General features: G+C 72.2%; 17 protein-coding genes and 1 pseudogene. 2 read left to right on the top strand and 16 right to left on the bottom strand.

Going from position 1 to position 25,990, the window contains the following annotated elements; all coding sequences use genetic code 11:
* The coding region (locus ACZJYS_RS09890) for a hypothetical protein (protein WP_493177565.1) at positions 1–266 on the top strand (266 nt) is incomplete at its 5' end.
* Positions 267–289: 23 nt separating this feature from the next.
* Here ACZJYS_RS09890 and ACZJYS_RS09885 read toward each other — a convergent pair.
* Positions 290–1,267 carry an NAD(P)H-dependent flavin oxidoreductase gene (locus ACZJYS_RS09885; protein ID WP_109516703.1) on the bottom strand — a complete coding sequence of 326 codons (978 nt, stop codon included), beginning with the start codon at positions 1,265–1,267 and terminating at the stop codon, positions 290–292.
* Positions 1,268–1,546: 279 nt separating this feature from the next.
* On the opposite strand from ACZJYS_RS09885, the gene ACZJYS_RS09880 reads away from it, so the two are divergent.
* The gene (locus ACZJYS_RS09880; RefSeq protein ID WP_109516702.1) at positions 1,547–2,560 is read left to right on the top strand and encodes an SDR family oxidoreductase; all 1,014 of its coding nucleotides are present in this window, start codon (positions 1,547–1,549) and stop codon (positions 2,558–2,560) included.
* Between the two features lie 37 nt (positions 2,561–2,597).
* Here ACZJYS_RS09880 and ACZJYS_RS09875 read toward each other — a convergent pair whose 3' ends face one another.
* The 15 genes and pseudogenes from ACZJYS_RS09875 to ACZJYS_RS09805 all read right to left on the bottom strand — a co-directional run.
* Positions 2,598–4,241, bottom strand: a complete 1,644-nt coding sequence (locus ACZJYS_RS09875; protein ID WP_379635313.1) for a hydantoinase B/oxoprolinase family protein — start codon at positions 4,239–4,241, stop codon at positions 2,598–2,600.
* 1 nt (position 4,242) lies between these two features.
* Positions 4,243–6,318: a hydantoinase/oxoprolinase family protein gene (locus ACZJYS_RS09870; RefSeq protein WP_493177559.1), complete on the bottom strand. Its 2,076-nt coding sequence runs from the start codon at positions 6,316–6,318 to the stop codon at positions 4,243–4,245.
* A 211-nt stretch (positions 6,319–6,529) separates the two neighbouring features.
* Positions 6,530–8,167 carry an ABC transporter ATP-binding protein gene (locus ACZJYS_RS09865; RefSeq protein WP_493177556.1) on the bottom strand — a complete coding sequence of 546 codons (1,638 nt, stop codon included), beginning with the start codon at positions 8,165–8,167 and terminating at the stop codon, positions 6,530–6,532.
* Positions 8,164–8,997: an ABC transporter permease gene (locus ACZJYS_RS09860; protein ID WP_109516698.1), complete on the bottom strand. Its 834-nt coding sequence runs from the start codon at positions 8,995–8,997 to the stop codon at positions 8,164–8,166. Before ACZJYS_RS09860 ends, ACZJYS_RS09865 begins: the two co-directional genes overlap by 4 nt.
* A 4-nt stretch (positions 8,998–9,001) precedes the next feature.
* On the bottom strand, positions 9,002–9,979 hold the full coding sequence (locus ACZJYS_RS09855; RefSeq protein ID WP_109516697.1) for an ABC transporter permease: 978 nt from the start codon (positions 9,977–9,979) through the stop codon (positions 9,002–9,004).
* Position 9,980: 1 nt separating this feature from the next.
* Entirely contained in the window at positions 9,981–11,594 is a 1,614-nt protein-coding gene (locus ACZJYS_RS09850) for an ABC transporter substrate-binding protein (protein ID WP_493177553.1), read from the bottom strand.
* 179 nt (positions 11,595–11,773) lie between these two features.
* A complete protein-coding gene (locus ACZJYS_RS09845; RefSeq protein WP_181378074.1) occupies positions 11,774–12,451 on the bottom strand; it encodes a Crp/Fnr family transcriptional regulator in 678 nt (225 codons plus the stop codon).
* A gap of 166 nt (positions 12,452–12,617) precedes the next feature.
* A complete protein-coding gene (locus tag ACZJYS_RS09840) occupies positions 12,618–14,024 on the bottom strand; it encodes an NAD(P)(+) transhydrogenase (Re/Si-specific) subunit beta (protein ID WP_109516694.1) in 1,407 nt (468 codons plus the stop codon).
* A 4-nt stretch (positions 14,025–14,028) separates the two neighbouring features.
* Complete coding sequence (locus ACZJYS_RS09835) at positions 14,029–14,433, bottom strand: NAD(P) transhydrogenase subunit alpha part 2 (RefSeq protein WP_109516693.1); 405 nt, start codon at positions 14,431–14,433, stop codon at positions 14,029–14,031.
* A 16-nt stretch (positions 14,434–14,449) separates the two neighbouring features.
* Complete coding sequence (locus ACZJYS_RS09830) at positions 14,450–15,613, bottom strand: Re/Si-specific NAD(P)(+) transhydrogenase subunit alpha (RefSeq protein ID WP_109516692.1); 1,164 nt, start codon at positions 15,611–15,613, stop codon at positions 14,450–14,452.
* 130 nt (positions 15,614–15,743) lie between these two features.
* Positions 15,744–16,217, bottom strand: a complete 474-nt coding sequence (gene bcsD / locus ACZJYS_RS09825) for a cellulose biosynthesis protein BcsD (protein WP_379650152.1) — start codon at positions 16,215–16,217, stop codon at positions 15,744–15,746.
* Positions 16,218–16,263: 46 nt separating this feature from the next.
* Positions 16,264–20,064 carry a cellulose biosynthesis protein BcsC gene (locus ACZJYS_RS09820; RefSeq protein WP_493177548.1) on the bottom strand — a complete coding sequence of 1,267 codons (3,801 nt, stop codon included), beginning with the start codon at positions 20,062–20,064 and terminating at the stop codon, positions 16,264–16,266.
* Positions 20,061–24,644 (bottom strand): UDP-forming cellulose synthase catalytic subunit, encoded by a 4,584-nt coding sequence (gene bcsA / locus ACZJYS_RS09815; RefSeq protein WP_493177545.1) that lies wholly within the window; start codon positions 24,642–24,644, stop codon positions 20,061–20,063. Before bcsA ends, ACZJYS_RS09820 begins: the two co-directional genes overlap by 4 nt.
* Positions 24,645–24,648: 4 nt before the next feature.
* Positions 24,649–25,479 (bottom strand): cellulose synthase operon protein YhjQ/BcsQ, encoded by an 831-nt coding sequence (locus ACZJYS_RS09810; protein ID WP_109516688.1) that lies wholly within the window; start codon positions 25,477–25,479, stop codon positions 24,649–24,651.
* Positions 25,480–25,493: 14 nt separating this feature from the next.
* Positions 25,494–25,990: pseudogene (locus ACZJYS_RS09805) on the bottom strand (hypothetical protein); the annotation flags it as partial.

Genomic DNA, 25,990 nt, shown 5'->3' with positions numbered 1-25,990 from the left:
TCAGCCTCGCCGCCGGAGCGGCGGCGGTGCCGGAGCCGGCGGGCGACACGGCGCTGGCCTTCGGCGGCCATCCCGTGCCGGAGGCGGCCGCGGCCCGCGCGCTGCGCGGCTTGGCCGCCGCCGTGGCGCTGCCGGAGATGCTGGCGCAGATGGGGGAATCCTCCCCCGTCCTGCTGCTGCCGGCCGAGGCGCCGGCGGAGGACGCGCTCCTGCTGCGCGGCCTCCGGCTCTCCGTCGCCCTGGCGCGGGATTCGGCGCCCGGCTGAGCGCCACCGGCTGAGCGGCGCCCTCAGCCCGGCCGCAGCAGCGCGGAGCCGGCGCCCAGCGCCGCCCGCGCCGCCTCGTATTCCCGCCGCAGCCGGCCGACCAGCGCCGCGGCCGGCTCCACGGCGGTGACGGCGCCGATCCCCTGCCCCGAGCCCCAGATGTCCTTCCAGGCCTTTTTGCGGTCGGAGGAGAAATCCATGCGCGAGGGGTCGGAGACGGGGAGATCGTCCGGGTCCAGCCCGGCATTGGCGATCGAGCCGCGCAGGTAGTTGCCGTGCACGCCGGTGAAGAGGTTGCTGTAGACGATGTCGCCGGCGCTGCCCTCGACGATCATGCGCTTGTAGGCCTCGGCCGCCCGCGCCTCCTCGGTGGCGATGAAGGCGCTGCCGATATAGGCGAAATCCGCCCCCATGGCCTGCGCCGCCAGGATCGACCGCCCGCTGGCGATGGCGCCCGAGAGGGCGATGGGGCCGTCGAACCAGGCGCGCGTCTCCTGCACCAGCGCGAAGGGGGAGAGGCTGCCGGCATGGCCGCCGGCGCCGGCGGCCACCAGGATCAGCCCGTCGGCGCCCTTGTCGATGGCGCTGTGGGCGAAGCGCTGATTGATGACGTCGTGCATCACATGCCCGCCATAGGCGTGGACGGCCTCGTTCACCTCGCGCCGGGCGCCGAGCGAGGTGATGATCAGCGGCACGCGGTGGCGCGCGCACAGCGCCAGGTCCTGCTCCAGCCGGTCGTTCGAGCGGTGGACGATGAGGTTGATGGCGAAGGGCGCGGCCGGCGCCCCAGGGTGGGCGGCGTCGTGCGCGTCCAGCCGCTCGCGGATCTCGGCCAGCCATTCGTCGAGCTGCGAGAGCGGCCTTGCGTTCAGCGAGGGCATGCTGCCCACCACCCCGGCGCAGCACTGGGCGACCACCAGATCCGGCACGGAGATGATGAACAGCGGCGAGCCGATCACCGGCAGGGCGAGCCGGCCACGGAGCGAGTCGAGCAGGGTCATGGCAGGAGGATTCCCGGTCAGGTGTGGCGCGCCCGATCCTCGCCGAAGAACGCGGCGGCGCCAATGCGCGGAGCTGGCGCGCGGAGTTGGGGCGCGGAGTTGGGGCGCGGAGTTGGGGCGCCGGCAACCGGAAGGGAGCAACCAGGAAGGGGCGGCGCGGCTTAGAGAGGGCGGGCGGTGGAAATCCCGGTGCGCGGGAACCCCCCGTGGCTCCGCCGGTAGGTGGGGCATGGCCGGCGACCGGCCGGCACCCGCTCGCATCATCCGGAGGCTTCCTGCATGTCTGAAACCCGACACCGCCCCGTGCTGGTCATCACCGGCGGCTCCTCTGGCATCGGCCGTTGCACGGCGGCGCTGTTCGCGCGGCAGGGCTGGGATGTCGGGCTGATCGCCCGCGGCCGCAACGGGCTGGAATCCGCCCAGGAGGAGGTGCGCCAGGGTGGCGCCCGCACCGCCATCGCCGAGGCCGACGTGTCCGACCCGGCGGCGCTGGAGCAGGCCGCGGCCGCCATCGAGGCGGAGCTGGGCCCGATCGACGCCTGGGTGAACTGCGCTGGCGTCAGCGCCTATGGCCGCTTCATGGACCTGCCCGAGGCGGATTACGAGCGGGTGACGCGCGTCACCTATCTCGGCGTGGTGAACGGCACGCGTGTGGCGCTGCGGCGGATGCTGCCGCGCAACCACGGCAACATCGTCAATGTCGGCTCGGCCGTGGCGCTGCGGGCGGTGCCGATGCAGTCCGCCTATTCCGCCGCAAAGCACGCCGTGGCCGGCTTCACCGAGGCGCTGCGGGCGGAGCTGATCGAGGCGCGCAGCGCGGTGCAGATGGGCATCGTGCACCCGCCCTCGACCAACACGCCCTTCTTCAGCCATGCCGCCTCGCACCTGCCGGAAGGGGGCGTGCCGCGCCCGCCGCCGCCGGTCTACGCGCCGGAGCTGAGCGCGGAGGCGATCCACCTGGCGGTGACGCAGAACCGCCGCTCGGTGCGGGTGGGCGGGCAGACCGCCGCCTTCGGCGTGGCCAATGCCGTGATGCCGGGAGCGCTGGACTGGCTGCTCGGCCATTTCGGCACCACCGCCACCCAGGTGACGCATTCCGACCGCATCGCCGCGCAGCGGGACGAGACGCTGCACCGCCCCTCCTTCCGCGCCTCGCCCGTGCACGGGCCGTTCGGCGGCGAGACGCTGACGCGCAGCGTGCAGATGGCGCTGGCGCGCAACCCGGTGCTCTGCGTCGGCCTCGGCGTGGCGGCGCTGGCCGTGATGGCCTCGATGATGCCGCGCCGCCGCTGAGGGCCGCGAGTTCCAGGGGGCGCCGCCCCCTGGAGCATCAATCCTCGGCCGTCACCAGCCCGTCGGCGATGTCCCGCGCCACCAGCGCCGGGTCGCGCGTGGCGGGGTCGCCCATGCCGCCGCCGCCGGGCAGCTTCAGCAGCAGCCGCCGCCCCTTGGGGATGACCTGGAAGCCCTTGGTGCGCAGCAGCGTGCCGTCATCCAGCCCGACCCAGCCCGCCGCGCCGTCGCCGCCGCCATCGCGGCCGCGCGGGGCATTGGCCACGCGGTCGAAAATGGCGTTCACCGCGAACTCCGCCTCGCCCTTGGTGCCGATTTCCATGATCTGGCCGAAGCCGCCGCGGGTGCGGCCCGGCCCGGCGGAATCCGGCCGCAGCTCCTTCTTCCAGAACACCACGGGCGCCACGTTCTCGGTGGCTTCCACCGGCATGGTGCGCACGCCGGAGGGGAAGGCGGTGCCGTCCAGCCCGTCCCGCGCCGGGCGGGCGCCCGTGCCGCCAGAGTTGAAGGTGATGACCTCGAAATCCGGCAGCTCGGCCTCGCCGCCCGAGACCTGGGCGCCACCGCGCAGCGGCGGGTTCCACAGGCAGGAGGAGCCCTCGGCCGTCACGCGGTCCGGCACCGCCTGGTGCAGGCAGCCCATCATCAGGTCCGGCAGGAGCTGCCCCACCACGTGCCGCACGCTGACCGGGAAGGGCCGCGGCGCGTTGAGGATGCAGCCCTCCGGGATCTCCATGCGGAAGGGCGCGAGCGAGGCCCAGTTGTTCGGGATCTCCGGCGCCACCACGCATTTGATGCCGAAGCAGGAATAGGCCCGGCAATAGGGCGCCGGCACGTTGATGCCGCGCCCCGAGAGGCCCGAGGTGCCGGCGAAGTCCACCGTGATGTGGTCCTCGTGCAGCGTCATCGACGCCTTCAGCGTGACGGGCGCCTCGTAGCCGTCGCTGCGGATGCTGGCGGCGTAGGTGCCGCGCGGCAGCTTGGCGATCTCGGCGATGGTGGCGGCCAGCGAACTGTCAAAAATGTACTCGGCCAGCGGGTCGATGCTGTCCATGCCGAACTCGTCGAGCATCTCGACCAGGCGCTTGATGCCGGCATCGTTGCAGGCGCAGAGGGAATAGACGTCGCCCTCCAGCTCGACCGGCGTGCGGGAGCCCGCGCGGATGAAGTCGAAGAAGGTCTCGTTGGCGCGCCCCTGGTCGAAGCACTTGACGATGGGGATGTACATCCCCTCCTCGAAGACGCTGCGCCCCTCCGGCCCCATGCCGAGGCCGCCCACGTCGATGACATGCGCGGTGTTGGCGAAGAGGCCGACGATCTTGCCGTTGCGGAAGGCGGGCGAGACGACGGTGAGGTCGTGCAGGTGGCCGGTGCCGAGCCAGGGGTCGTTGGTGATGTAGTGGTCGCCGGGCTTCATCGTCTCGGCCGGGAACTTGGCCAGGAAGTGGCCGACCGATTCCATCATCGAGTTCACATGGCCCGGCGTGCCGGTCACGGCCTGGGCCAGCATCCGGCCCTTGAGGTCGAAGATACCGGCGGAGAGGTCGCCCGCCTCGCGCACCGTGGTGCTGAAGGCAGTGCGGATCATGGTTTGCGCCTGCTCCTCCACCACCGCGATCAGGCGGTTCCACTGGATCTGGCGCTGGATCTTCTCGAGGGCGTTCATCGGTTGCGCGTCCATGTCACGCGGCCTCCTTGGTCAGTTCCAGGTATCCGAGGGCATCCATGCGGCAGGTCCAGCCGGGGCCGACCAGGGTGCTGGTCTCCGCCTCGGCGACGATGCAGGGGCCGGGCAGCGTGGCGCCGGGCACCAGATGCTCGCGGTCATACACGGCCCAGTCGGAGACGGTGCCATCGGTGGTGTCGCGCACCGCCTGGGTGCGGATGGGGGCGGGTGCCGCCGCCCCGGCCACCGCGCCGGCGGGCGCCACCTCGGGCAGCACGGTGGCCACCGTCACGGCGAAGGAGAGGATCTCCACGTCGCTGCCCGGCACGGGGCGGTCGTAGAAGCGGGAATACTCGGCATCGTACTCGGCACGGATGGCGGCGACATCGGCCTCCGTCAGGTCGCGCGCCGGCAGCGCCACCGAGATCTCGTGGCCCTGGCCGACATAGCGCATATAGGCGATGCGCGTCTCGGAGAGCGCCGCGCCGAAGCTGCCCTGCGCCACCACGCCGCGCGCCTCGGCCGACATTGCGTTGAGCAGCCCGTTCACCGCCGCCACGTCGAAGCTGCGGAAGCGCTGGTAGAGGCTCTTCACCACCTCGTAGCCGACCGGCGCGCGCAGGAAGCCGATGGCGCTGCCGACGCCAGCGCCCGAGGGCACCAGCATCCGCGTCACGCCGATCTTCTCCGCCACGCGGTAGCCATGCACCGGCCCGCCGCCGCCGAAGGCGATGATGGCGCGCCCCTCATAGCCCTTGCCGCTCTCGATGGCATGGACACGGGCGGCGTTGGCCATGTTCTCGTCGACCATCTCGACCACGCCGAGCGCCGCCATCTCGGGCGAGAGGCCGAGCTTGCCGCCGACATGCGCCTCCAGCGCAGCCAGCGCCGGCGGCACCTGCAACGGGAACTGCCCGCCGGCGAACAGCGCCGGCTCGTAGCGGCCCAGGGCCAGGTTGGCATCCGTCACCGCCGGGTGGCTGCCGCCGCGGCCGTAGCAGGCCGGGCCCGGGGAAGCGCCGGCGCTCTCCGGCCCCACCTGGATGCGGCCGAGGCTGTCCACCTGCGCCAGCGATCCGCCGCCGGCGCCGATCTCCACCATCTCGATGACCGGGATGCGCAGCGGCAGGCCCGAGCCCTTCTTGAAGCGGCCGACGCGCGCCACCTCGAAGGTGCGGCTGGCCTGGGGCTGGAAGTTGTCGATCAGGCAGACCTTGGCGGTGGTGCCGCCCATGTCGAAGGAGAGCACCTTCTCCAGCCCGCGCTGGCGCGCGACATAGGCGGAGAAGATGGCGCCGCCGGCCGGGCCGGATTCCACGAGACGGATGGGGAAGCGCGCCGCCGTCTCCACCGTGGTCAGGCCACCGCCGGAGAGCATCATGAAGAAGGGGCAGGCGAAGCCGCCCTCGGCCAACCCCTGTTGCAGACGGCCGAGATAGCTGGCCATCAGCGGCTGCACATAGGCGTTGGCGACGGTGGTGGAGAAGCGCTCCCACTCCCGCATCTCGGGCGAGACCTCGGAGGAGAGGGAGACCCGCACCTCCGGCCATTCCTCGGCCAGGATCTCGGCGGCGCGGCGCTCATGCGCCGGGTTGACGAAGGCGTGCAGGAAGCCGATGGCGACGCTCTCGATGCCCTCCGCCTTCATGAAGGCGATCCGCCCGCGCAGCGCCGCCTCGTCCAGCGGCAGCAGGACCTTGCCTTCGTTGTCCAGCCGCTCCGGCACGGGCAGGCGCCAGCGGCGCGGCACCAGCGGCTCCGGCAGGGCGATGTTCAGGTCGTACTGGTCGTAGCGGGATTCGTTGCCGAGGGCGAGCACGTCGCGGAACCCCTCGGTGGTGAGCAGCGCCGTCCGCGCGCCCTTGCGCTCGATGACGGCGTTGGTGGCGAGGGTCGTGCCGTGGATGAACAGCGCCACGTCGGCGGGCTGGATCCCGGCCTTGTCCAGCACCACGCGGATGCCTTCCAGCACGCCCAGCTCCGGCGCGTGCGGGGTGGTGAGCACCTTCGCGGTCCAGCGCTCCCCGCCGCGCTCCAGCGCGAGATCCGTGAAGGTTCCTCCGATGTCGGAGGCCAAACGAGCAGAAGGCATCAGTCCAAACTCTCCCGGTCCGTGGCGGCCGGGGAGTGTTCACCGCTTCAGCGGTGGTGAAAAGCCGTCTTCGGCTTTTAATCGGGTTGGGCGGCCCGCGCCTGCCTCTCCCGCGCGCACTCTCTGGCGAAGCCTGCGGCAGCCAGACAGAAAGAAGATGGGCGCCAACATATATGTTGGCGGGGGAATTCCTTCCCCTGGCCTTGTCCCGTCAGACGGGTTCCTCGCTCCCGAAGGCGACGGGCGGCGTCCACCCCTGCCCCGGAATGGCCGCCATCAGCGCCCGCGTGTACTCGTGCGACGGCCGGGCGAAGACCTCCGCGACGGTGCCGTTCTCCACCACCTCGCCCTCGCGCATCACCGCCACATGGTCGCAGAGCTGCGCCGCCACGCGCAGGTCGTGGGTGATGAAGACGATGGAGAGGCCGAGCTGCACGCGCAGCCGGGCCAGCAGCTTGAGCACCTGGGCCTGGACGGAAACGTCGAGCGCCGAAACCGGCTCGTCCGCCACCAGCACGCGCGGCCGCATGGCGAGCGCCCGGGCCAGCCCGATGCGCTGCCGCTGGCCGCCCGAGAATTCGTGCGGGAAGCGGTCCAGCGCCGCGGGGTCGAGCCCCACCAGGGCGAACAGCTCGCGCGCCCGCTCATAGGCCTCGGCCTTCGGCGTGCCGTGGATGATGGGCCCCTGCGCCACCAGCTCGCCCACCCGGCGGCGCGGGTTGAGGCTGGCATAGGGGTCCTGGAACACCATCTGCACCTGCGGCGCGGCCTTGCGGAGTTCCTCCCGCGAGAGGGCCAGGCGGTCCTTCCCCTCCAGCCGGATCGCGCCGCCATCCGGGTCCAGCAGCCGGACGATGCAGCGGGCCAGCGTGGACTTGCCCGAGCCGCTCTCGCCCACGATGCCCAGCGTGCCACCACGCGGCAGGCTGAGGGAGACATCCTTCACCGCGTGGGTGACGCGCCGGTTGCGCTTCAGCCAGCCGCCCTTGCGGTAGGTCTTGGAGACGTGGTCGATCTCCAGCACCGCCTCGGCCGAGACGGGCTGCGCCGGCGGCGGCGCCAGCGGCGGCACGGCGGCGACGAGAGCGCGGGTATAAGGGTGCTGGGGGCGGTTCAGCACCTCGGCCGCCGGCCCCTGCTCCACCAGCAGGCCGCGGCGCATCACCGCCACGCGGTCGGCGATGTCGGCCACCACGCCGAAATCATGGGTGATGAACAGCACGGCGGTGCCGGTGCGGCGCTGCATGTCGCGGATCAGGTGCAGGATCTGCGCCTGGGTCGTCACGTCGAGCGCGGTGGTCGGCTCGTCGCAGATGAGCAGCTTCGGCTCCAGGGCAAGGGCCATGGCGATCATGGCGCGCTGCCGCTGGCCGCCCGAGAGCTCGTGCGGATAGGCACGCGCGGCGCCCTCAGGGTCGGGGATGCGCACATCCGCCAGCAGCGCCAGCACGCGCCGGTCGATCTCGGCGCCGGAGAGCCGGGTGTGGATGCGGAACATCTCGGCGATCTGGCTGCCGATGCGGCGCAGCGGGTTCAGCGCCGTCATCGGCTCCTGGAACACCATGCCGATGCGCGCGCCGCGCAGCCGGCGCATCTCGGCCGGCGGCAGGGTCAGCAGGTCCCGCCCCTCGAACAGGATGCGCCCCGCCGTGGCGCGCACCCCCTCGGGCAGCAGCCCCATCACCGCGCCGGCGGTGAGCGACTTGCCGGAGCCGCTCTCCCCCACCACGCAGAGGATCTCGTTGGGCGCGAGGCGGAGCGAGACATCCTCCAGCGCATGCGGGCGGTCGGCGCCCTTGGGCAGCGCGACGGTCAGGCCCTCGATCGAGAGCAGAGTGTTGTCGCTCATCGGCCCTTCAGCCTCGGGTTCAGCGCGTCGTTCAGCCCCTGGCCGACCAGCGAGACGCCGAGCACGGTGAGCAGGATCACCACGCCCGGAATGGCCGAGACATACCACTGCACGCGCAGCACGCCGCGCCCGGCGCCGATCAGGTTGCCCCAACTCGGCACGTTGGGGTCGGAGAGGTTGAGGAAGGCCAGCGCGCTCTCCAGCAGGATGGCCACCGCCATGATGACGCTGGCATAGACGATGACCGGCGGCAGCGCGTTGGGCAGGATCTCGCGGAAGATGATCTGCGCGTCGCGCATTCCCAGCACGCGGCAGGCCTGCACGAACTCGCGGTTGCGGAGTGTCAGGAACTCGGCCCGCGTCAGCCGCGCCGAGGGCGGCCAGGAGACGATGCCGATGGCGATGGTGACGAAGGTGATGTCCGAGCCGAACACCGCCACCAGCACCAGCAGCAGGATGAAGTTGGGCAGGGTCTGGAACGCCTCGGTGACGCGCATCAGCACGTCGTCCACCCAGCCGCCGTAGAAGCCCGAGATGGCGCCGATGACGATGCCGATGGCGATGGCGATGACCGTGGCGACCAGCCCGATCAGCAGCGAGACGCGGGCGCCGTGGAAGATCTGCGCCGCGATGTCCCGCCCCGTGTTGTCGGTGCCGAGCCAGAAGCGCGGGTTGTCCATCGGCCATTGCAGCGGCCGCCCGGCCAGCGAGAGCGGGTCGCGCGGGAAGACAAAGGGGGCGGAGAGCGCCATGCCGATGACCGCCAGCACCAGCAGCAGGCCGACCACCGCCGCCGGGTTGCGCGCGTAGCGCTTCAGGAAACCGAGCATCCCCTCAGCGCCCCGACGCGATGCGTGGATCGAGCTTGGCGTACAGCATGTCCACGATGAAGTTGATGGCGATGACCAGCAGCGCCGAGACGAAGACGATGCCCAGCAGGGTGTTCACATCCCGCTGCACCACCGATTCATAGGCCAGCCGCCCGAGGCCGGGCAGCGCGAAGACGCTCTCCACCACCACCGAGCCGCCGAGCATGGTGCCTGCCTGCAATCCCATCAGCGTGACGCCGGGCAGCAGCGCGTTGCGCAGCACGTGGCGCAGCACCACCGCCGTCTCGCCCAGGCCCTTGGCGCGGGCGGTGCGGACGAAATCCAGCGTCAGCACCTCCAGCATCGAGGCGCGCATGATGCGCAGGTAGGTGGCGAGGTAGGTGAGCGCCAGCGTCGCCACCGGCAGGATGAGATGCCAGGCGATGTCCAGCACCCGCGTCAGCCCGGTGTTGCCGCTGCCGATCTGCTCGAAGCCGCCGGCCGGCAGCCAGGCGAGGCGGATGGCGAAGACCACGATGCCCATCATGCCGAACCAGAAGGAGGGGGTGGCGTAGAACACCAGCCCCAGCGTCGAGATCAGCGTGTCCGGCCAGCGGTTGACGCGGCGCGCGGCGAGCACGCCGAGCGCCATGCCGGCGGCGAAGGCGAAGCTCAGCGCGCTCACCATCAGCAGCAGCGTCACCGGCAGGCGCTCCAGGATCACCTCGGCCACCGGCTTGCCGTAGATGGCGGAGAAGCCGAGGTCGAGCGTCACCAGCCGCAGCAGGTAGCGGCCGAGCTGCACCACCACCGGCGCGTCCAGCCCGTAGAAGGTGCGGAGCTGCTCGGCCATGGCCGGGTCGCCGCCGCCCATCTGGGCGATCAGCGCGTCCACCGTGTCGCCCGGGGCGAGCTGCAGCAACAGGAACAGCCCGACCAGGATCAGCAGCAGGGTCGGCAGGCTGGCCGCCAGCCGGCGCAGCGCGAGCAGCAGGATCTGCATGTCAGGCGGGCAGCAGCCAGGTGTCGTGCCAGTCGCCCGAATCCCAGCGCGGCACGTTGTGGTGGTTCTGCACCCGCTTGCTTGTCGCGGCGTAGAAGGGACGCTCGGTCATCATCCACACCGGCAGCGCGTCATTCACCTCTGCCACGAACTCGGCGTAGAGGGCCTTGCGCTTCGCCGGGTCCAGCTCCGTGGCGGCCTGGTCGATGAGCTGGTCCACCTTGTCCGACTGCCAGCCGAACTGGTTGGTCCAGGGCGAGCCCTTCGGGCTGCCGGAGCGGTACCACACGGTGGTGGAGACTGCCGGATCGCCGCGATACTGGTGCCAGCCCGTCGCGAGGTCGAAGTTCCAGTCGCGATAGACGGCCGAGAGGGCGCCGGCGATGTCAAGCTGCACGATCTCGACGCGGATGCCCACCTGCTGCAGCGACTGCTGGATGAAGGTGGCCAGCAGGGGCACGTCCTCGCCGTTCATGATGGGCACGATGCGCAAGGAGAAGCGGACGCCGCCCGCGCCGCGCTTGAAGCCGGCTTCGTCCAGCAGCTTCTCGGCGCGCGCCTTGTCGTAGGGGTAGGGCACCGGGTTGTTGGGGAAGAATTCCTTCGAGGTGGAGGGAATCGGCCCCGTCGCCCGCTTGCCCAGGCCGTAGAGGAAATTCTCCAGGAAGAAATCCACGTCGATGGCGTGGGCAATGGCCTGACGCACGCGCTTGTCGGAGAGTTCCTTGCGGCGCGTGTTGAACTCCAGCGTGTTGTTGAAGACATTGCCTTCCACGCCGCGCGTCGAGACCTCGAAACGGTCATCCTGGCGCAGCCGGTCGAGATCGGCCAGCGGCAGGCCGTTGTAGGCGGAGAGCTGCACCGCCCCCGTCTCCAGCGCGGCGGTGGCCGCCGAGCGGTCGGTGATGAAGCGCCACACCACGCGATCGAGATAGGGGAAGCCCTGGCGCCAGTAGTTCGGGTTGCGCTCGGCGATGACGTACTGGCCGCGCTGGTACTCGACGAACTTGAAGGGGCCGGTGCCGATCGGCGCCGTGTTGGCCGGGTTCTCCAGCACGTTGCTGCCCTCGAAGACGTGCTTCGGCACCACGTAGCCGAGGTCGCAGGAGGCGCGCAGCAGCAGGTCCAGCGGCATCGGGCGGGAGTAGCGGAACACCGCGGTGTGCGCGTCCGGCGTCTCCACGGCATCCAGGTAGAGCTGCAGGGTGGTGCCGTAGTTCAGGTGCTTCTTCCACAGCTCCATGGCGCTGTACTGCACGTCGGCGCTGGTGAAGGGCTTGCCGTCATGCCACTGCACGCCCTCGCGCAGCCGGAAGGTGATGGTCTTGCCGTCCGGCGTCGACTCCCACGCGGTGGCCAGCACCGGCACGATCTTGCCGCCCTCGCCCAGATCGACCAGCGGCTCGATGATCTTGCTGGTGATGATGTAGACGCCGGTGGAGGCCCGCAGCGCCGGGTTCAGGATGCGCTGCTCCGAGCCGACATGCACCGTCAGCACACCGCCGCGGCGGGGCTCCTGGGCAAGGGCGGGGCCAGGCAGGCCAAGGGGCAGGCCGCCGGCCATGGCGGCGAGGCCGGCGCCGGACAGCAGCAGATGGCGGCGGGAGAGGCGCATGGTCTGAAGCTCCGTCGGCTATAATGAACGCAGAACGTCCGCAGGATTCAGGCAACCACTAACGCAAATCGTCTAATTTATCCAGGGTTCGGCGCAGCCTCGGGCTGCGCCTTTCCGCATTGCAGCGAAGGCTGGCCCGAATGATGCGGCTCCGCAAGGGGGCTGTTCCCCCCTCCCCCTCAGGCGCCGATGCGGGTGAGCACAGGCTGTGCCGGGGTGGTGGACCAGCCGGCGAGGTCCTCCATCGCGGTGCGATCCAGGATATCGAGCCGGCCCTTCTGGAAGGAGGCCACGCCGTCGCGCCGCAGTGCCGCCAGCGCGCGGTTGGCGTGCTCCACGGAAAGGCCCAGCGCATCGGCCAGATGCGCCTGCTTCAGCGGCAGCGGCGCGCCGGTGCGGTCAGCCCCGCCGCGGCGGGAGAGGCGGCCATGCAGCTCCAGCAGCAGGTGCGCGACGCGCCCCATGGCATCGCGCCGGCCGAGGCTGGTCAGCCGCTCGCGCAGCCGGGCGCGGTCGCGCACCAGCCCGTCGGCATAGGACAGGGCCAGGCCGGGATCGCGGCCCATGAACTCGCAGAGCCGATCCTTGGCCAGCACGCAGAAGCTGGTATCGGTCAGGGCCGAGACCTCGGCGCCGTCCTCGCTGCGTTCCACCAGGTCGCCGGGCAGGTGGAAGTCGAGGATCTGGCGGCGGCCATCCGGCGTCGTGGTCCAGGAGAAGGCCCAGCCGGCATAGAGGGTGAAGACGGAATCGCGGATCGCCTCATTGGCGCGCACCAGCCGCACGGCGGAGCGCACCCGCGCGATCTCGCCCACACGCGCCTGCGGCACCACCCGGAACAGGGCGAAGGGCCTCACGGCACAGGCCGCGCAGGAACCGGGCAGCGGAATAGGGCTGTTCTTGGCGACCATGACGCCGGTTATACGATGCCGACGCACGCGAAACAAAGGCGGAATCGGCCATGGCCGAAGCGGCCGGGAAGCCAGGGCCGGGGAAAGCACCCGCTTCCCCCGGCCGCGCCGGCTACTTCTGCAGGGCCTGCACGATCTGCTGCGTCACCTTCTTGGCGTCGCCGAACAGCATCATGGTGTTGTCGCGGAAGAACAGCTCGTTCTCCACCCCGGCATAGCCGGAGGACATGCCGCGCTTGACGAAGAACACGGTCTTGGCCCGCTCCACGTCCAGGATCGGCATGCCGTAGATGGCGCTGGACTTGTCGGTCTTGGCGGCCGGGTTGGTCACGTCGTTGGCCCCGATCACATAGGCCACGTCGGCCTCGGCGAATTCGGGGTTGATCTCCTCCAGCTCGTGCACCTCGTCATAGGGCACGTTGGCCTCGGCCAGCAGCACGTTCATGTGGCCGGGCATGCGCCCCGCGACGGGGTGGATGGCGTAGGAGACCTCGACGCCCTCCTTCTTCAGCAGGTCGCCCATCTCGCGCAGCACCTGCTGCGCCTGCGCCACCGCCATGCCGTAGCCGGGCACGATGATGATCTTGCCGGCATTCTTCATCAGGTAGGCGGCATCCTCCGGGCTGCCGGCCTTCACCGGGCGCGCCGGCCCGCCGCCGCCCGCGGCCGAGGCCGCCGCCGGGTCGCTGCCGAAGCCGCCCAGCAGCACGTTGACGATGCTGCGGTTCATCCCCTTGCACATGATGTAGGAGAGGATGGCGCCCGAGGCGCCGACCAGCGCGCCGGTGACGATCAGCAGCAGGTTGCCCACCGTGAAGCCGATACCCGCCGCCGCCCAGCCGGAATAGCTGTTCAGCATCGAGACGACGACCGGCATGTCCGCGCCGCCGATCGGGATGATCAGCAGGAAGCCGAGCCCCAGCGCCAGCAGCGCGATCAGCCAGAACAGCACGCCGCTGCCCGTGGCGATGAAGGCGATGACCAGCACCAGCAGCAGGATGCCGAGGCCGAGGTTCAGCCAGTGCTGCCCCTTGAAGGTGATCGGCGCGCCCGACATCAGCGCCTGCAGCTTGGCGAAGGCGATCAGCGAGCCGGAGAAGGTGATGGCGCCGATGGCCAGCCCCAGCGACATCTCGACCAGGCTGCCGGCCTTGATGTTGCCGGGCACGCCGATGCCGAAGCTCTCCGGGTTGTAGAAGGCGGCGGCCGCCACGAACACGGCGGCCAGGCCCACCAGCGAGTGGAAGGCGGCCACCAGCTGCGGCAGCGCCGTCATCTGGATGCGCTGCGCCAGCACCGTGCCGATGCCGCCGCCCAGCACGATGCCGGCCAGGATCAGCACCAGCCCGCCGCCGCCCATGCCGGGCTGCGCCAGCGTCGCCACCACGGCGAGCCCCATGCCCACCATGCCGTAGAGATTGCCCCGCCGGCTGGTCTCGGGGTGGGAGAGGCCGCGCAGCGCCAGGATGAACAGGACGGAGGCGACGAGATAGGCGAAGGTGGAGAGGGTGTGCGCCACCGGCTCAGCCCTTCTTCTTGAACATGGCGAGCATCCGCCGTGTCACCATGAAGCCGCCGAAGATGTTCACCGAGGCCAGCGTGACGGCCAGGAAGCCGAAGAACTTGGCGGCCCAGGAATCGCCGAGGCCGGTGGCCAGGATGGCCCCCACCACGATGACGGAGGAGATGGCGTTGGTGACGCCCATCAGCGGCGAGTGCAGCGCCGGCGTCACGTTCCACACCACGTAGTAGCCGACGAAGCAGGCCAGCAGGAAGATCGTCAGCAGCAGCAGGAAGGGCTCGGCCGCGGCGGCGCCGTGGGCGATGGCGGGGGCCGCGGCCTCGGCCATCTGCCGGGCCTGGGCGGCCAGCGCCAGCGCCCGCTCGGCGGTGGCGCTGGCCTGGTTGGCAAGGTCGGTCGGGTTCATCTCTCTGGTCCGTCCCTCAGGCCGCGGGCGCCGCGGCAAGCTGCGGGTGCACCACGGCCCCGCCCCGGGTGAGCGTCACGCCGCGGATGATCTCGTCCTCCTGCGGCAGCTTCGGCGCCTTCGCCTCCTTGTCCCAGAAGGTGGAGAGGAAGGTCAGCAGGTTGCGGGCGTAGAGCGCGCTGGCCGCCGCCGGGATGCGGCCGGGCCAGTTGGTGTGGCCCAGGATCTTCACGCCGCCCTCGGTCACGATGGCCTCGCCGGGCCTGGTCAGCGCGCAGTTGCCGCCGGCGTCGGCGGCGATGTCCACCACCACGCTGCCGGGCTTCATGCTCTCCACCATGGCGGCGGTGAGCAGGGTCGGCGCCTTGCGACCCTGCACCAGCGCGGTGCAGACCACCACGTCGGCCTTGGCCACGGCGGCGGCGATGACCTCCGCCTGCTTCGCGTAGAATTCGGGCGAGAGCTGCTTGGCGTAGCCGCCGGCCGTCTGCGCGGCGCGGCTCTCCTCGTCCTCGTAGCCGACGAAGGCGGCGCCGAGGGACTTGATCTCCTCCTTCGCCGCCGGCCGCACATCGGTGGCCGAGACGCGGCCGCCCAGGCGCCGCGCCGTGGCGATGGCCTGCAGCCCCGCCACGCCCGCGCCCATGATGAACACGTTGGCGGCGGGAATGGTGCCCGCCGCCGTCATCAGCATCGGGAAGCCCTTGTCGAAGGCGGCGGCGCCCTCGACCACGGCGCGGTAGCCGGCGAGGTTGGCCTGGGAGGAGAGCACGTCCATGCTCTGCGCGCGGGTGATGCGCGGCAGCAGCTCCATGCTGCACGCCTCCAGCCCGGCCTCGGCATAGGCCTGGGCGCGGGCGGGATGGGCTACGGCCTCCAGCGTGCCGATCAGCAGGGCGCCGCGCGGGAGCAGGGCCAGCTCGTTCACCTCGCCCTCGCCCGCGCCGAGCGGCGCGCGCACCTTCAGCACGATCTTGGCGCCGGCCAGCGCGGCCGAGGCATCCTGCGCGATCTCGGCCCCGGCCTCGCGGTAGGCGGCGTCGGGGAGGCCGGATGCCAGACCCGCGCCCGTCTCCACCACCACGCCGAGCCCGAGATCGATCAGTTTACGCACGGTTTCCGGCGTGGCCGCGACGCGGGTCTCGCCCGAACGCCGTTCCTTGAGCACCGCGAGGCGCATTCCCCGCCCTCCTCACCTGTTGGGTTGGCGGCGGAGGATGCAGGGCAGGCCACGATGCCGCAAGACATCATGTCATCGGATCAGCCTATCCAACCGGGGCAGGGGACAGGAAGCCGCGCGACTTGTGCCGCTATCCGCCGTAGCGCAGCTGCACCAGGCCCGGCTCGCTCTGCACCACGCGGAGTTGCGGCCCCGCTTCCGAGCCACCCCCCTGCTGCGCCGCCAGCCAGGCCGTGTAGAGCCCCTCCAGCACGGTGGCGAACCAGCTTCCCGCCTCATCCCCCGGGGCACCCACCACCGGCGCGGCATGGTGCGAAAGGCGCAGGCTGCGGTCGGCCTCGTCCAGCGCCACGGAGACATAGCCCCAGGAGAGCTCGGCCAGGGCGGCGTTCATCCGCGCCTCCAGCTCGGCCAGGGTGGTCGCGGCCGGCAGTGGCAGTGCCTGGCCCAGGCGCCCGCCCACCGCGCGCAGGAGCCCGTTGCGGGTGTTGCGGTCGAGATTCGCGTCCAGCGTCTCCAGCAGCGCCCGCAGGAAGCCGCGCCACTGCGCGCTCACATCCCGCCTCGCAAGATAGGCCAATGCCGCCTGATCCATCTGCGTCATGCCTGTCCCTTCGAGCACACCATCTCCGGCTTGGCCCTCCCTGGCCTCACTGGTCGAGCCGATAGCGGGCATACAGCAGACCGCGCGCCTCGCTCCAATCGGCGGATTTGTCGTAACGCAGCGCCGCACCGAGGCGGAGCGCCGGTGTCAGGCTGTATTCCAGATCGCCCCGCACGCCGCCAGCGAACCCGGTCTGCGACTGCCCGGGATAGAATGCGCTGACAGTGGCATCGGAGGCGGCCTGCGCCTCCAGCCGTGACTGCGAGGCGGCGTCCGTGGGGAAGTAGGGCGCACGGTCCTCCCGCCAGGAGGCGATGCCGACCGTGCCGCCGATGCGGTAGTGGAAATCCCCCACGCGCGCCCGGTAATCCAGCGGCACCGAGGCGCCGAGATAGGATTGCGGGCTGTAATAGCCGCCATGGCCGAGGGTGAAGAGGCGAAGGTTCTTGTCGTAGGCCTGGTAGACGAGATCCAGGCCGGTCACCAGCTCCTCATCCGGCCGGCGGAACAGGGCATGGCTGAGGCCCGCCCCGGCCTCGATGCGGGTGTTGTCGGCGACGCCATCGCCCTCCAGCGTCGAGTAGCCGCCGCCAACATAGAAGTTGGTATCGCCCACGGCGAATTCGAACTGGCCGCGCGCGGTGTTGCGCACCACGCCACCCCAGACCTGCCCGGTGCTGCGGTCCCGCATGCCGGCCCAGGAGAGCATGGTGTCGGTCATGGCGCGGCGCTCGGCCGTCACGCGCAGGCGCAGGCTGTCGGTCAGCGCCGGCGCCACCTCGACGCCGCCCAGCACGTTCTGCTTGCGGAAGCCCAGCGGCGTGGTGCCGACATCGAGCGAGAAGTTCGGCCGCGTGTAGCCCGCGGCGAAGGAGACGCCGGCGGCCGAGGTGTCGGTGGGCGTCACCGCCCGCGCCACCGCCGGGGCGACGGCAACCCCCTGCCCCGGCAGCCGCAGCGCGTTGCTGCCGTAGCGGCGCAGCGTGCCGGTGTCCTGCGCCATGCTGCCGGCATCGATGTTGACGGCCTGCGCCCGCAGCGCCACCCGCCCGCCGAGGCCCGGCATGGCGGTGGAGACCTCCGCCCCCGCGCCGAACTCGGTGAGCTGGTCGAGCCCCGCCTCGCCGGAGCGGGTGCGGAAGTTGAAGCCCGGCGTGGCGATCGTCGCCGCCTCCTCCCGCACCTGGGCCAGCTCGCGCTGGATCTGCGCCAGCACCGGATCGGCCGGCGCGGCGGTGGCGAGGCCGCCGGCATAGCCGGAGGCGGCCATTCCGGAGCCGGCGAGGGCGACGCGGCGGAACGGATTCTCCGGCAGGCCGGCCGCGGCGCCGGAGGGGGCGGCGCCGCCCATCCCTGCCGCGCCGGCGGGCGCGCCGGCACCGAGGCCGAGCTGGCTGCGGCGCTGCTCGGCCGCCAGCTCCAGCGCGGCGCGGGCGCGGCGCGGATTGCCGGCGGCGCGGGCCAGCCGCGCCTCCAGCATGGTCAGGCGCGGGTCGTTCGGGGCCATGGCGCGGCCATCGGTCAGCAGCGCCTCGGCGCGGGCGTTCTGGCCCAGCGCCAGGGCGGCATCGATGGCGCCGGCACGGGCATCCAGGTTGCGCGGGTCGCGCAGCAGCACCGCCTCGGCGATGCGCTGCGCCTCGCGCGGCTCGCGCGCGCCCTGGTAGAGGCGGGCGAGCGCCAGGTTGGCCTGGGCGTTCTGCGGGTCCTGCCGCAGCGCGGGCACCAGCCGGTCATAGGCGGCGGCCTGGTTGCCCTGCTCGTTCAGCTTGTCGCTGGCGCGGATGGCGACGCCGGCCTGCAGCCCGGCCAGCTGGCGGCGCTCATCGGCGGTCAGGCGCGGGTCCTGGGCGAGTTGCAGGGCCAGCTGGTTGGCGTCCGCCTCCAGCCCGCCTTCCAGCAGCGCGTTGGCGAGGGCGATGCGCCCGGAGGGCGGCGCCGCGCGGTTGACCGCGAGGGCGACGCGCGCCGCCTCCGCCGCGCCGCGCGTGTCTCCCAGCCCCGCCAGCGCCTCCACCACCAGCCGCGGCGTCTCGCCGCTGGGGTCGGGGCGGGCGGCAAGCGCCATCAGCCGGCGCCGCGCCTCCTCCGGCTGGCCGTACTGGGCCGGCTCGGCGGCGGCGGCCACCTGCTGCTGGATGCGCACGCCGCGCAGCAGGCGCGTCTGGTCGGCGCTGCGCAGCCGGTCGGGGATACGCTCGACGAGGCGGGCGGCATCCTGCACCCGGCCTTCCTCGCCGGCGAAGAGGGCGGCGGCGTGCAGCGCCTCCGGCTTGCCGGTGGCGGCCAGCCGGTCCAGCACCGCGCGGCCCTCCAGCGGCTCCCCCTGGCGGGCCAGGGCACGGGCGAGGTCGAGCGCGATCCAGGGATTGTCCGGGGTGGCCTGCTGCGCGGCCCGCAGCAGCGCCAAGGCGGCCCCCGGGTCGCTGCTGCGGGAGGCCTCGGCGCGCAGCGATTCGGCCCGCTGCGTGGCGACCGTCGAGGCGAAGGCGCCGCCATGCTGCGCGGCGAGCTGCTCGGCCTCGGCGAAGCGGCCCTGCTGCTGCAGCGCGTCGTAGAGCCCGGCCACGGCGTTGTTCAGGTTGGGCCGGCGGGACAGGGCGGCGCGGTAGCGCTGCTCGGCGCCCTGCGGGTCGTTGCGGCGCAGCGCCAAGTCGCCCAGCAGCGCCTCGGCATCGGCGCGCTCGCCGCTCTCGCGGCGGGTAGCGGCCAGCAGCAGCGTCTCCGCCTGCTCGAGCTGGCCACGCTGGATCAGGCCGCGGGCCTGGGTCAGCTCGCTGGTGTAGTTGGCGCCGTCCAGCGCCCGGCCCCATTTGCGGCGGCCCTCCCGCGGGTCGGCGGCGATGGCGGCGGTGAGCAGGCGGCGCGCCTCGGCGGTGCGGCCCTGGCGCAGCCGCACCACGCCCAGCCCGCCGGTGGCGTCCGGGTCGCCCGGGTTCTGGGCCAGCACGCTTTCGAAGGATTGCGAGGCCTCCGCCAGGCGGCCGGCATTCAGCGCCTCGAAGCCGGCGATGCGGGCCTGCTCGACCTCGTCCACCGGCCCGGCGGGGGGGTTGCGCGCCTCCTGCAGGCGCTGGCGCAGCGCCGCGTCATTCGGGTTGGCGCGCAGGTATTCCTCGATGGCGGGGGCGGCGTCGGGGTTCGGCCCCTGCCACAGCAGCGCCTCGCGCCAGGCGGCGCGCGCCGCATCGCCGCTGTCCTGCCGCTCCGCCAGGGCCTGGAGGCGGCGGATGCCCTCGGCGCGGGAGCCCTCGCGGTAGGTCAGGATCTGCGCGTAGGCCAGGGCCAGCCGGGTGTCGTTGGGGCGGCTCTCGGCCAGGCGCTCCATGGCGTTGCGCGCCTCGGCATAGCCTTCCTGCGTGCCGGCCAGGGCCTGGTAGTACTCGACGGCATAGGCATCGGGCGGGGTGTTGCCGCCGAACATCTGGCGGTAGCGCGCCACCGCCTGGGCCTGCTGGCCGGCCTGCGCCAGCCGCCGCGCCTCGGCCACCGCGCCGGGATCGGCGGTGGCGCCGCGCACCGAGAGGGCGGCATCCGACAGGCGCGGATCGGCGGGCGCGAGCTGGCGGATGCGCGCCAGCAGCCGGTCCGCCTCCGCGCGGTTGCCGTTCTCCGCCTGGGCGGCGGCGGCGGCGGAGAGCGCGTCCACATTGTTGGGCTCGACCGCGAGCACCCGCTCCAGCGTCTGCAGCGCGCGGTCGGGGCGGTTCTGGGCGCGCCAGAAATTGGCCTGCTCCAGCAGGACGCCGATGGCATTGTCCTGCGCGCGCGCCGGGGCAGCGGGCAGCAGGGGCAGGAATGCCGCCGTGACGACCGTGGCCAGGAGGCGGGAGCGGAATCCGGTCATGGCGTCCTGGTCCTCAGACGACGGGCGGCCCGGCGGCGCAGCAGCCAGTAGGTCGGTATGGCAATGAGCAGGGACGCCAGCAGGGCGAGGCCTAGCAGCATGTCCGGCCGCTTGCCCAGCCAGAACTGCGGCCAGAGATGCAGCGGCAGGTCCCCCAGCGTGTAGCTGGCCGTGGTCTTGAAGGAGGTCACCCGGCCGCCGGAGAGCAGCGCCAGGTCGCCCTGGATCAGCGGCACCAGCGCCGGGTCGCGCAGCGCCCCCAGCATCGCCTCCATCCCCTGCGGGCTGGTGCCGCTGATGGCCACCACCGAGCGGCCGGCGCGCAGCGGGCTCTCGAAGCCCGCGAGCATGCCCATCGCCTCGCCGGGGGAGGCCAGCACCGCCTCCATCCGCTGGCGGTCGCGCAGGCGGTCATCGCTGATGAAGAGGTTGCGGAAGCCTTCCAGCGCGCCGGGCAGCGCCATGGTGATGCGGTTGCCCTCCACACGCACCGGCCCGTCCTGCCGCAGCAGCGCGGCCAGCGCCGGCTGGCGGCCGAGCGAGCCCACCACCAGCAGGTCGCGCTCGGCCATCTGCTCCAGCGTGCCGGGGCGGGTGACCTGGATCTGGGTGGCGGCATGGCCGACATTGGCGGCCAGCCGGCCCACCAGCGCCAGGGCGGTGGAAAGCTCCAGCGTGTTGGCGCGGTCGGGCAGCACCAGGGCGGTGGTCGAGAAATCGGCCAGCCGCGTGTAGGGGTAACCGGCGCCGGCGAAGTAGGCGAGGTTCGGCATCTCGGTGAAGCGGTAGGCGCGCGAGAGATCGATGGTGCTGTCCGGGTCGATCGAGGCGCGCACGTCGCCGGGGATGGAGATGCAGTCGCCGCGGTTCAGCGGCCGCATGTCGAAGCGCAGCTGCAGCTCGTTCTGGCCGAACACCAGATAGGGCGGCAGCCCCACTTCGCCCCGGCCGCGGTCGCCGGTGGGGCCGAGGCCGGTCTGCCGCGCCAGCCAGTTCCAGGGCCAGCCCGGCTCCATCTCGCGCAGCGGGAAGGAGTGCAGGTAGAGGTTGTTCAGCGCCACGTCGAGGCGCGAGACCGCCACGTCGGTGATGGGGCCGGGCGGCGCGCGGAAGCGCAGCTCCACCGGCAGGGCGCGGTCGCGCCAGGTGTAGAGGTCGGGGGCGGTGCGGAAGGGGATGGCGATGTTGCCGGGCGCGAAGCCGTAGCTCTGCAGCTCGGACGGATCGACCAGCTCGCCGAAGCGCACGGGGCGGTTGCTGTCGATCCAGCGCGGCGCGTCATAGGGCTGGCGCGCCGCCAGCTCCGGCGGCTGCACCAGGGCGAGCTCGCCCGAGAGCGCCTGCTGGCCGACCGCCAGCGCCTGCGCCGCCGCCACCGCATCGGCGGCGGTGCGCCCGCCCACCACCAGCAGCGTGGCGCCGGGATCGGCCGGGTTCGGCACCACGGCGAGGGTTGGGCCCTCCATCCGCGGCAGGGCCAGGCCGGGCACGGTTTCCTGCCCCGCCACCATCACCATGGCGTTGCCGCGCGGCGGCACGCTGCTGCTGACGGGGAAGTTGGCGCCGCGATAATCGGCCTGCACGGCGAACCACGAGCTGGCGATGGCGGCGGCGCGCACCAGCTCGTTGCCGGCCGTGTCGGGCAGCACCACCGGCAGGGTGAGCGGCTCACTGCGCAGGCGGCGGTCGAAGAAAGGTTCCGGCAGCCGCGCCAGGTCGCGCGCCAGCGGCAGGCGCTCGACCGTCAGGTGCAGGGTGGAGAGGTCGGAGACGGTGGACCAGAGCAGGCCGGAGAGCGGGTCGTTGCACTCCACCGCGTAGCGGCCGGTGAAGCGGAAGTTCAGCCGGTTGACGTCGGCGAAGTAGACCGGGTTCACCGGGAACTCGAGCGGCCCGAAGGAGGGGCGCGTCCGGTCGGGCGTGATGGTGCCGACGAACTGCTCGTTCAGCGTGATGGCGATCTGGCTCAGCTCGGGGATCAGCGCCGGGCTGGTGGCGCCCTGCAGCACCAGCCGCGCGCCGGTCACCACCTCGTCCGAGCGGATGCCGAACAGCACGCCCTGCAGGTCCGAGGTGCCGCGCAGCTGCATCGGCCCGCCGAGGCCGAGCTGCCGCAGCGTGCGGCTCTGGATGCGGACATTGCCCTGGTCGGGCGGGGTGGCGAAGGGCGCGCCGCCGGGCAGCGGCGCCACCGGGGCGGCCCCCTGCGGCGGGGCGAAGCCGGGCTGTTGAGCGAAGCCGGGCTGCTGGACGAAGCCGGGCTGCTGGGCGGAGGCGGGCGGCGGCGCGAAGGAAGGCGCCGCCTGCGGCATGCCGACCGGCGGCGGCGGCGGCGGTGCCTGAGGCCGCTGCGCCCCGGCCGCGGCGGGCCAGGCGAGGCCCGCGGCCAGCAGCAGCGCGGCGGCCCGGCGCGCCTTGGCCGCATCGGCCGGCCTGGCAGGGGCGCGGCTGCCCTCGGTGCGCGTCTTGGCGGCGCGGCGGTTGCGGCGGGCACGCAACGAGATCTGGCTGTCGCCACGGAACAGGCCGGTGATGCTCACCGCGACCTCCACCAGCGCGCGCAGCGGGCGGTCGGGCCGCACATGGTCCCAATCCAGCCAGGCATCGGCGCGGCCGAGCACGACGCGGACAATATTGCCTTCATCCATCAGCCCTTGTGGCTCGAAGCGGGCCTGCAGCCGGCCGTCCTGCCAGCGCAGCACCTCCGCCGGCAGCAGAATGCGCTCCGGCCCGGTGTCGAATTCCAGGTGCAGCCGCGTCTCGCGGGCGATCTCCTCCTGGCTCTCCAGCATCAGCGCGGCGCCGCCCAGCGAGACATCGACGCTCTCGCCCGGCAGGCGCCGGCCATCGGACAGCACGGCGGTGACGGGCAGGCGCGCATGCACGCGGTGACGCTCCCGCACCTGCCGCCGCTCGCGCCCCACGGCGAGGCCGGCCATGACGGTGACGAGCGACAGCACGACCCAGATGGAGTTCAGCGCGTTGGCCTGGAATTCCAGGCTGGTGAGCGGGTTCGCCGCCATGCCGTAGATGCCGGACAGCAGGCCCAGCACCAGCACGATGGCCAGCACGAAGTTGGCGGCCACGGCGCGCAGGTCGAAATAGCCCTCGTCCAGCGTGCCGCCCTTGTCGGTGACGTTGAACTTGCCCTTCTTCGGGTCGAACAGCGTGGCCAGCACCACCGGCAGCAGGTAGAGCGCCAGCACCGTCTCGTAGATCTCCGACCAGAAGCTGTGCCGCACCTTGCCCTGCAGCCGGCTGTTGGTGCCGATGGAGTGGAAGATGTGCGGCCCGGCATAGGCCAGGATCGCCAGCGGCGAGGCGGCGATGATGCTCTGCCCGAACAGCAGGAAGGCCAGCGGCGCGGTGAGGAAGACGAAGCGCGGCAGCGGAAAGAGGAAGTGCCACTGCGCGTTGAGGTAGCAGAGCCGCTGGTAGAGCTTCAGCCCCGGCCCCAGCAGCGGGTTGTCGACGCGGAAGATCTGCACCATGCCGCGCGCCCAGCGCATGCGCTGGCCGATATGCGCGATCAGGCGGTCCGTGGCCAGCCCGGCGGCCAGTGGCACGCGCAGATAGGCGGTGCGCCAGCCCAGCCGCTGCATCTTCAGCGAGCAGTGGCAGTCCTCCGTCACCGTCTCGGTCGGCACGCCGCCCACCTCCTCCAGGGCGGTGCGCCGCAGCACGGCGCAGGAGCCGCAGAAGAAGGTCGCGTTCCAGAGGTCGTTGCCCTGCTGCACCAGGCCGTAGAAGAGCAGCCCCTCGTTCGGGATGCTCTTGCCGGAGGCGAGGTTCCGCTCGAACGGATCGGGCGAGTAGAAATGGTGCGGCGTCTGCAGCATGCCGATGCCGCGGTCGCGCACCATCCAGCCGATGGTGAGCTGCAGGAAGGCGCGGGTCGCCACATGGTCGCAGTCGAAGATGACGATGTATTCGCCGTTCGTCTTGGCGGTGGCGTGGTTGATGTTGCCGGCCTTGGCGCCCTTGTTGTCGGGGCGGATCATGTAGCCGCAGCCGATCTCCTCGGCGAACTTGCGGAAATCCTCCCGCCGCCCGTCATCGAGGATGTAGACGTTCAGCTTGTCGCGCGGCCAGTCCATCGCCATGGCGCCGAACACGGCCGGGCGCACCACCTCGAGCGGCTCGTTGTAGCTGGGGATGAAGACGTCGACGACCGGCCACTCCGCCGGGTCCGCCGGCAGGGGCACCGGCTTGCGCTCCAGCGGCCAGAGCTGCTGGAAGTAGGAGAGCAGCAGCGCGATGACGGCGTAGATCTCGGCCAGCAGCAGGCCGGTGCCGAGGAAGGTGCCGATGAAGCCGCCATAGTCCAGCGTCTCGGTCAGCCGCCAGTAGAGGTAGCGCAGCGACATCAGGGTGGAGAGCGCCACCAGGAAGAACAGCGCGCCACGCCCCGGAACGCGCGAGACCAGCAGGAACACGAGGAGCCCCGCCCCCGCCAGGGCAAGCTGCTCCATCGGCGCCAGGGGAGAGACCACGAAGATGAAACCCAGGAAGGCCCCGAGGAGCGCCATAGCGCCGCTCATCAGCGGCAGGCGCGCCATCAGCCCGCGGAAACGCCGCATCGCTTTACCACCCTCCCCGCAACAGCCCGGATAGCGGACCGGCGGCGGGAGCCGCGGGCGCCGGCTCGGGCATGACCGGCAACAGCATCTCGATCGCGCGCGCGACGTGGCGAAGATCGCCCGCCGCCGCGCAGGCCGGCGCCACCTCCTGCACCAGGCGCATCTCCGACAGCGCCTCGGCCACCGCCTCGTCGCGGCTGACGGCGCCGAGCAGGCGCGGCCCCAGGTGGCGCGCCACGACCTCCGCCGCGCTGCGCGAGAGGCGCGCGCGCAGATCGACGCCGTTCAGGATGAATTGCAGCCGCCCGGCATAGAGCGCGGCCAGGGTGCCGCCGCCCAGGAAGCGCCCGCTCTCCACCTCGTCCAGTATGGCGGCGCTGATCGCCTCGCTCTGCAGCACCGTCACGATGATGGCGGCCAGCGGCGCGACGACCGCCAGAACCTGGGAGGGGCCGGGCGGCAGGTCGGCCAGCACCAGAAGCTGCGGGTCGGCCAGCATCTCGCGCAGGGGGGCGGCCAGCAGGGCGGGCTCACGCTCCAGCAGGAGGGACTGCTCCAGCACGGCGCGCAGCTCCATGGCGCCATGCGGCAGCAGCAGCACGCCCGATGCGGTGCGGCGGACCTGCGCGCGCCAGTCCGGCCGGCGCGGCAGATCGGCCATGAAGCCGCTCGTATCGTGCAGCGGCACGCCGAAATGCAGGCGCAGCGCGTTCTGCGGGTCCAGGTCCAGGAGCAGGACGGAGCGGCCGCTGCGGCAGAGGGCATCGGCCACATTGGCAGCGAGTGTCGTCTTGCCCACCCCACCCTTGGGGGACGCAAAGGCAATCAATGGCATCGGGCAGGCATCCCTCAGCCCTGATCCGAAGGACGCAGGCCCCCCAGGATTTCCGCCAGCCGGCTGCTGCCCGGCGCCGCGGCCGGCGGGGGCGCCGGCGCCGCCAGGCTGCGCAACAGGCCCGCCAGCGAGGCGGGCGCCGGCGGCGCGGCGTTCAGCGGCGCGAAGGATCCGCCCAGCGCGGCCAGCAGCGATGGCGCGGCAGGCTGCACCGGCGGTGGCGCGGCACTGCCGACCTGCGCCAGCAACCCGCTCCGTGGTGCCGCCCGGCCGGTTTCCGGGGCGGTGGCCTGCAGGGTGGCCAGCAGCGAAGCAGCACCTCCCAGCGGCGCCGGAGGGGAGGCCGGAGGGGAGGCCGGAGCAGACATCGGCGGGAACATCGGCGGCGGCGCCGGCGGAGGCGGTGTGGGAGCCGCGGCGGGCACCGGCGGGACAGGCGCGAAGAGCGGCCGCACGACCGGCGCCGCCGGGCGGGGCTGGAACGCCGCCGCGATGGCCGCCGGATTCACGC

This window comes from Roseomonas sp. TS2 (assembly GCF_058833935.1).
Note: the sequence above shows the minus strand (reverse complement) of the source record. Positions and strands in the feature narration are given on the sequence as shown.

Bases quoted from the DNA above. Each gene is read 5' to 3' on its own strand.
- ACZJYS_RS09885 (WP_109516703.1), bottom strand. From the start codon at position 1,267: ATGACCCTGCTCGACTCGCTCCGTGGCCGGCTCGCCCTGCCGGTGATC.
- ACZJYS_RS09880 (WP_109516702.1), top strand. From the start codon at position 1,547: ATGTCTGAAACCCGACACCGCCCCGTGCTGGTCATCACCGGCGGCTCC.
- ACZJYS_RS09875 (WP_379635313.1), bottom strand. From the start codon at position 4,241: ATGGACGCGCAACCGATGAACGCCCTCGAGAAGATCCAGCGCCAGATC.
- ACZJYS_RS09870 (WP_493177559.1), bottom strand. From the start codon at position 6,318: ATGCCTTCTGCTCGTTTGGCCTCCGACATCGGAGGAACCTTCACGGAT.
- ACZJYS_RS09865 (WP_493177556.1), bottom strand. From the start codon at position 8,167: ATGAGCGACAACACTCTGCTCTCGATCGAGGGCCTGACCGTCGCGCTG.
- ACZJYS_RS09860 (WP_109516698.1), bottom strand. From the start codon at position 8,997: ATGCTCGGTTTCCTGAAGCGCTACGCGCGCAACCCGGCGGCGGTGGTC.
- ACZJYS_RS09855 (WP_109516697.1), bottom strand. From the start codon at position 9,979: ATGCAGATCCTGCTGCTCGCGCTGCGCCGGCTGGCGGCCAGCCTGCCG.
- ACZJYS_RS09850 (WP_493177553.1), bottom strand. From the start codon at position 11,594: ATGCGCCTCTCCCGCCGCCATCTGCTGCTGTCCGGCGCCGGCCTCGCC.
- ACZJYS_RS09835 (WP_109516693.1), bottom strand. From the start codon at position 14,433: ATGAACCCGACCGACCTTGCCAACCAGGCCAGCGCCACCGCCGAGCGG.
- ACZJYS_RS09830 (WP_109516692.1), bottom strand. From the start codon at position 15,613: ATGCGCCTCGCGGTGCTCAAGGAACGGCGTTCGGGCGAGACCCGCGTC.
- bcsD (WP_379650152.1), bottom strand. From the start codon at position 16,217: ATGACGCAGATGGATCAGGCGGCATTGGCCTATCTTGCGAGGCGGGAT.
- ACZJYS_RS09820 (WP_493177548.1), bottom strand. From the start codon at position 20,064: ATGACCGGATTCCGCTCCCGCCTCCTGGCCACGGTCGTCACGGCGGCA.
- bcsA (WP_493177545.1), bottom strand. From the start codon at position 24,644: ATGCGGCGTTTCCGCGGGCTGATGGCGCGCCTGCCGCTGATGAGCGGC.
- ACZJYS_RS09810 (WP_109516688.1), bottom strand. From the start codon at position 25,479: ATGCCATTGATTGCCTTTGCGTCCCCCAAGGGTGGGGTGGGCAAGACG.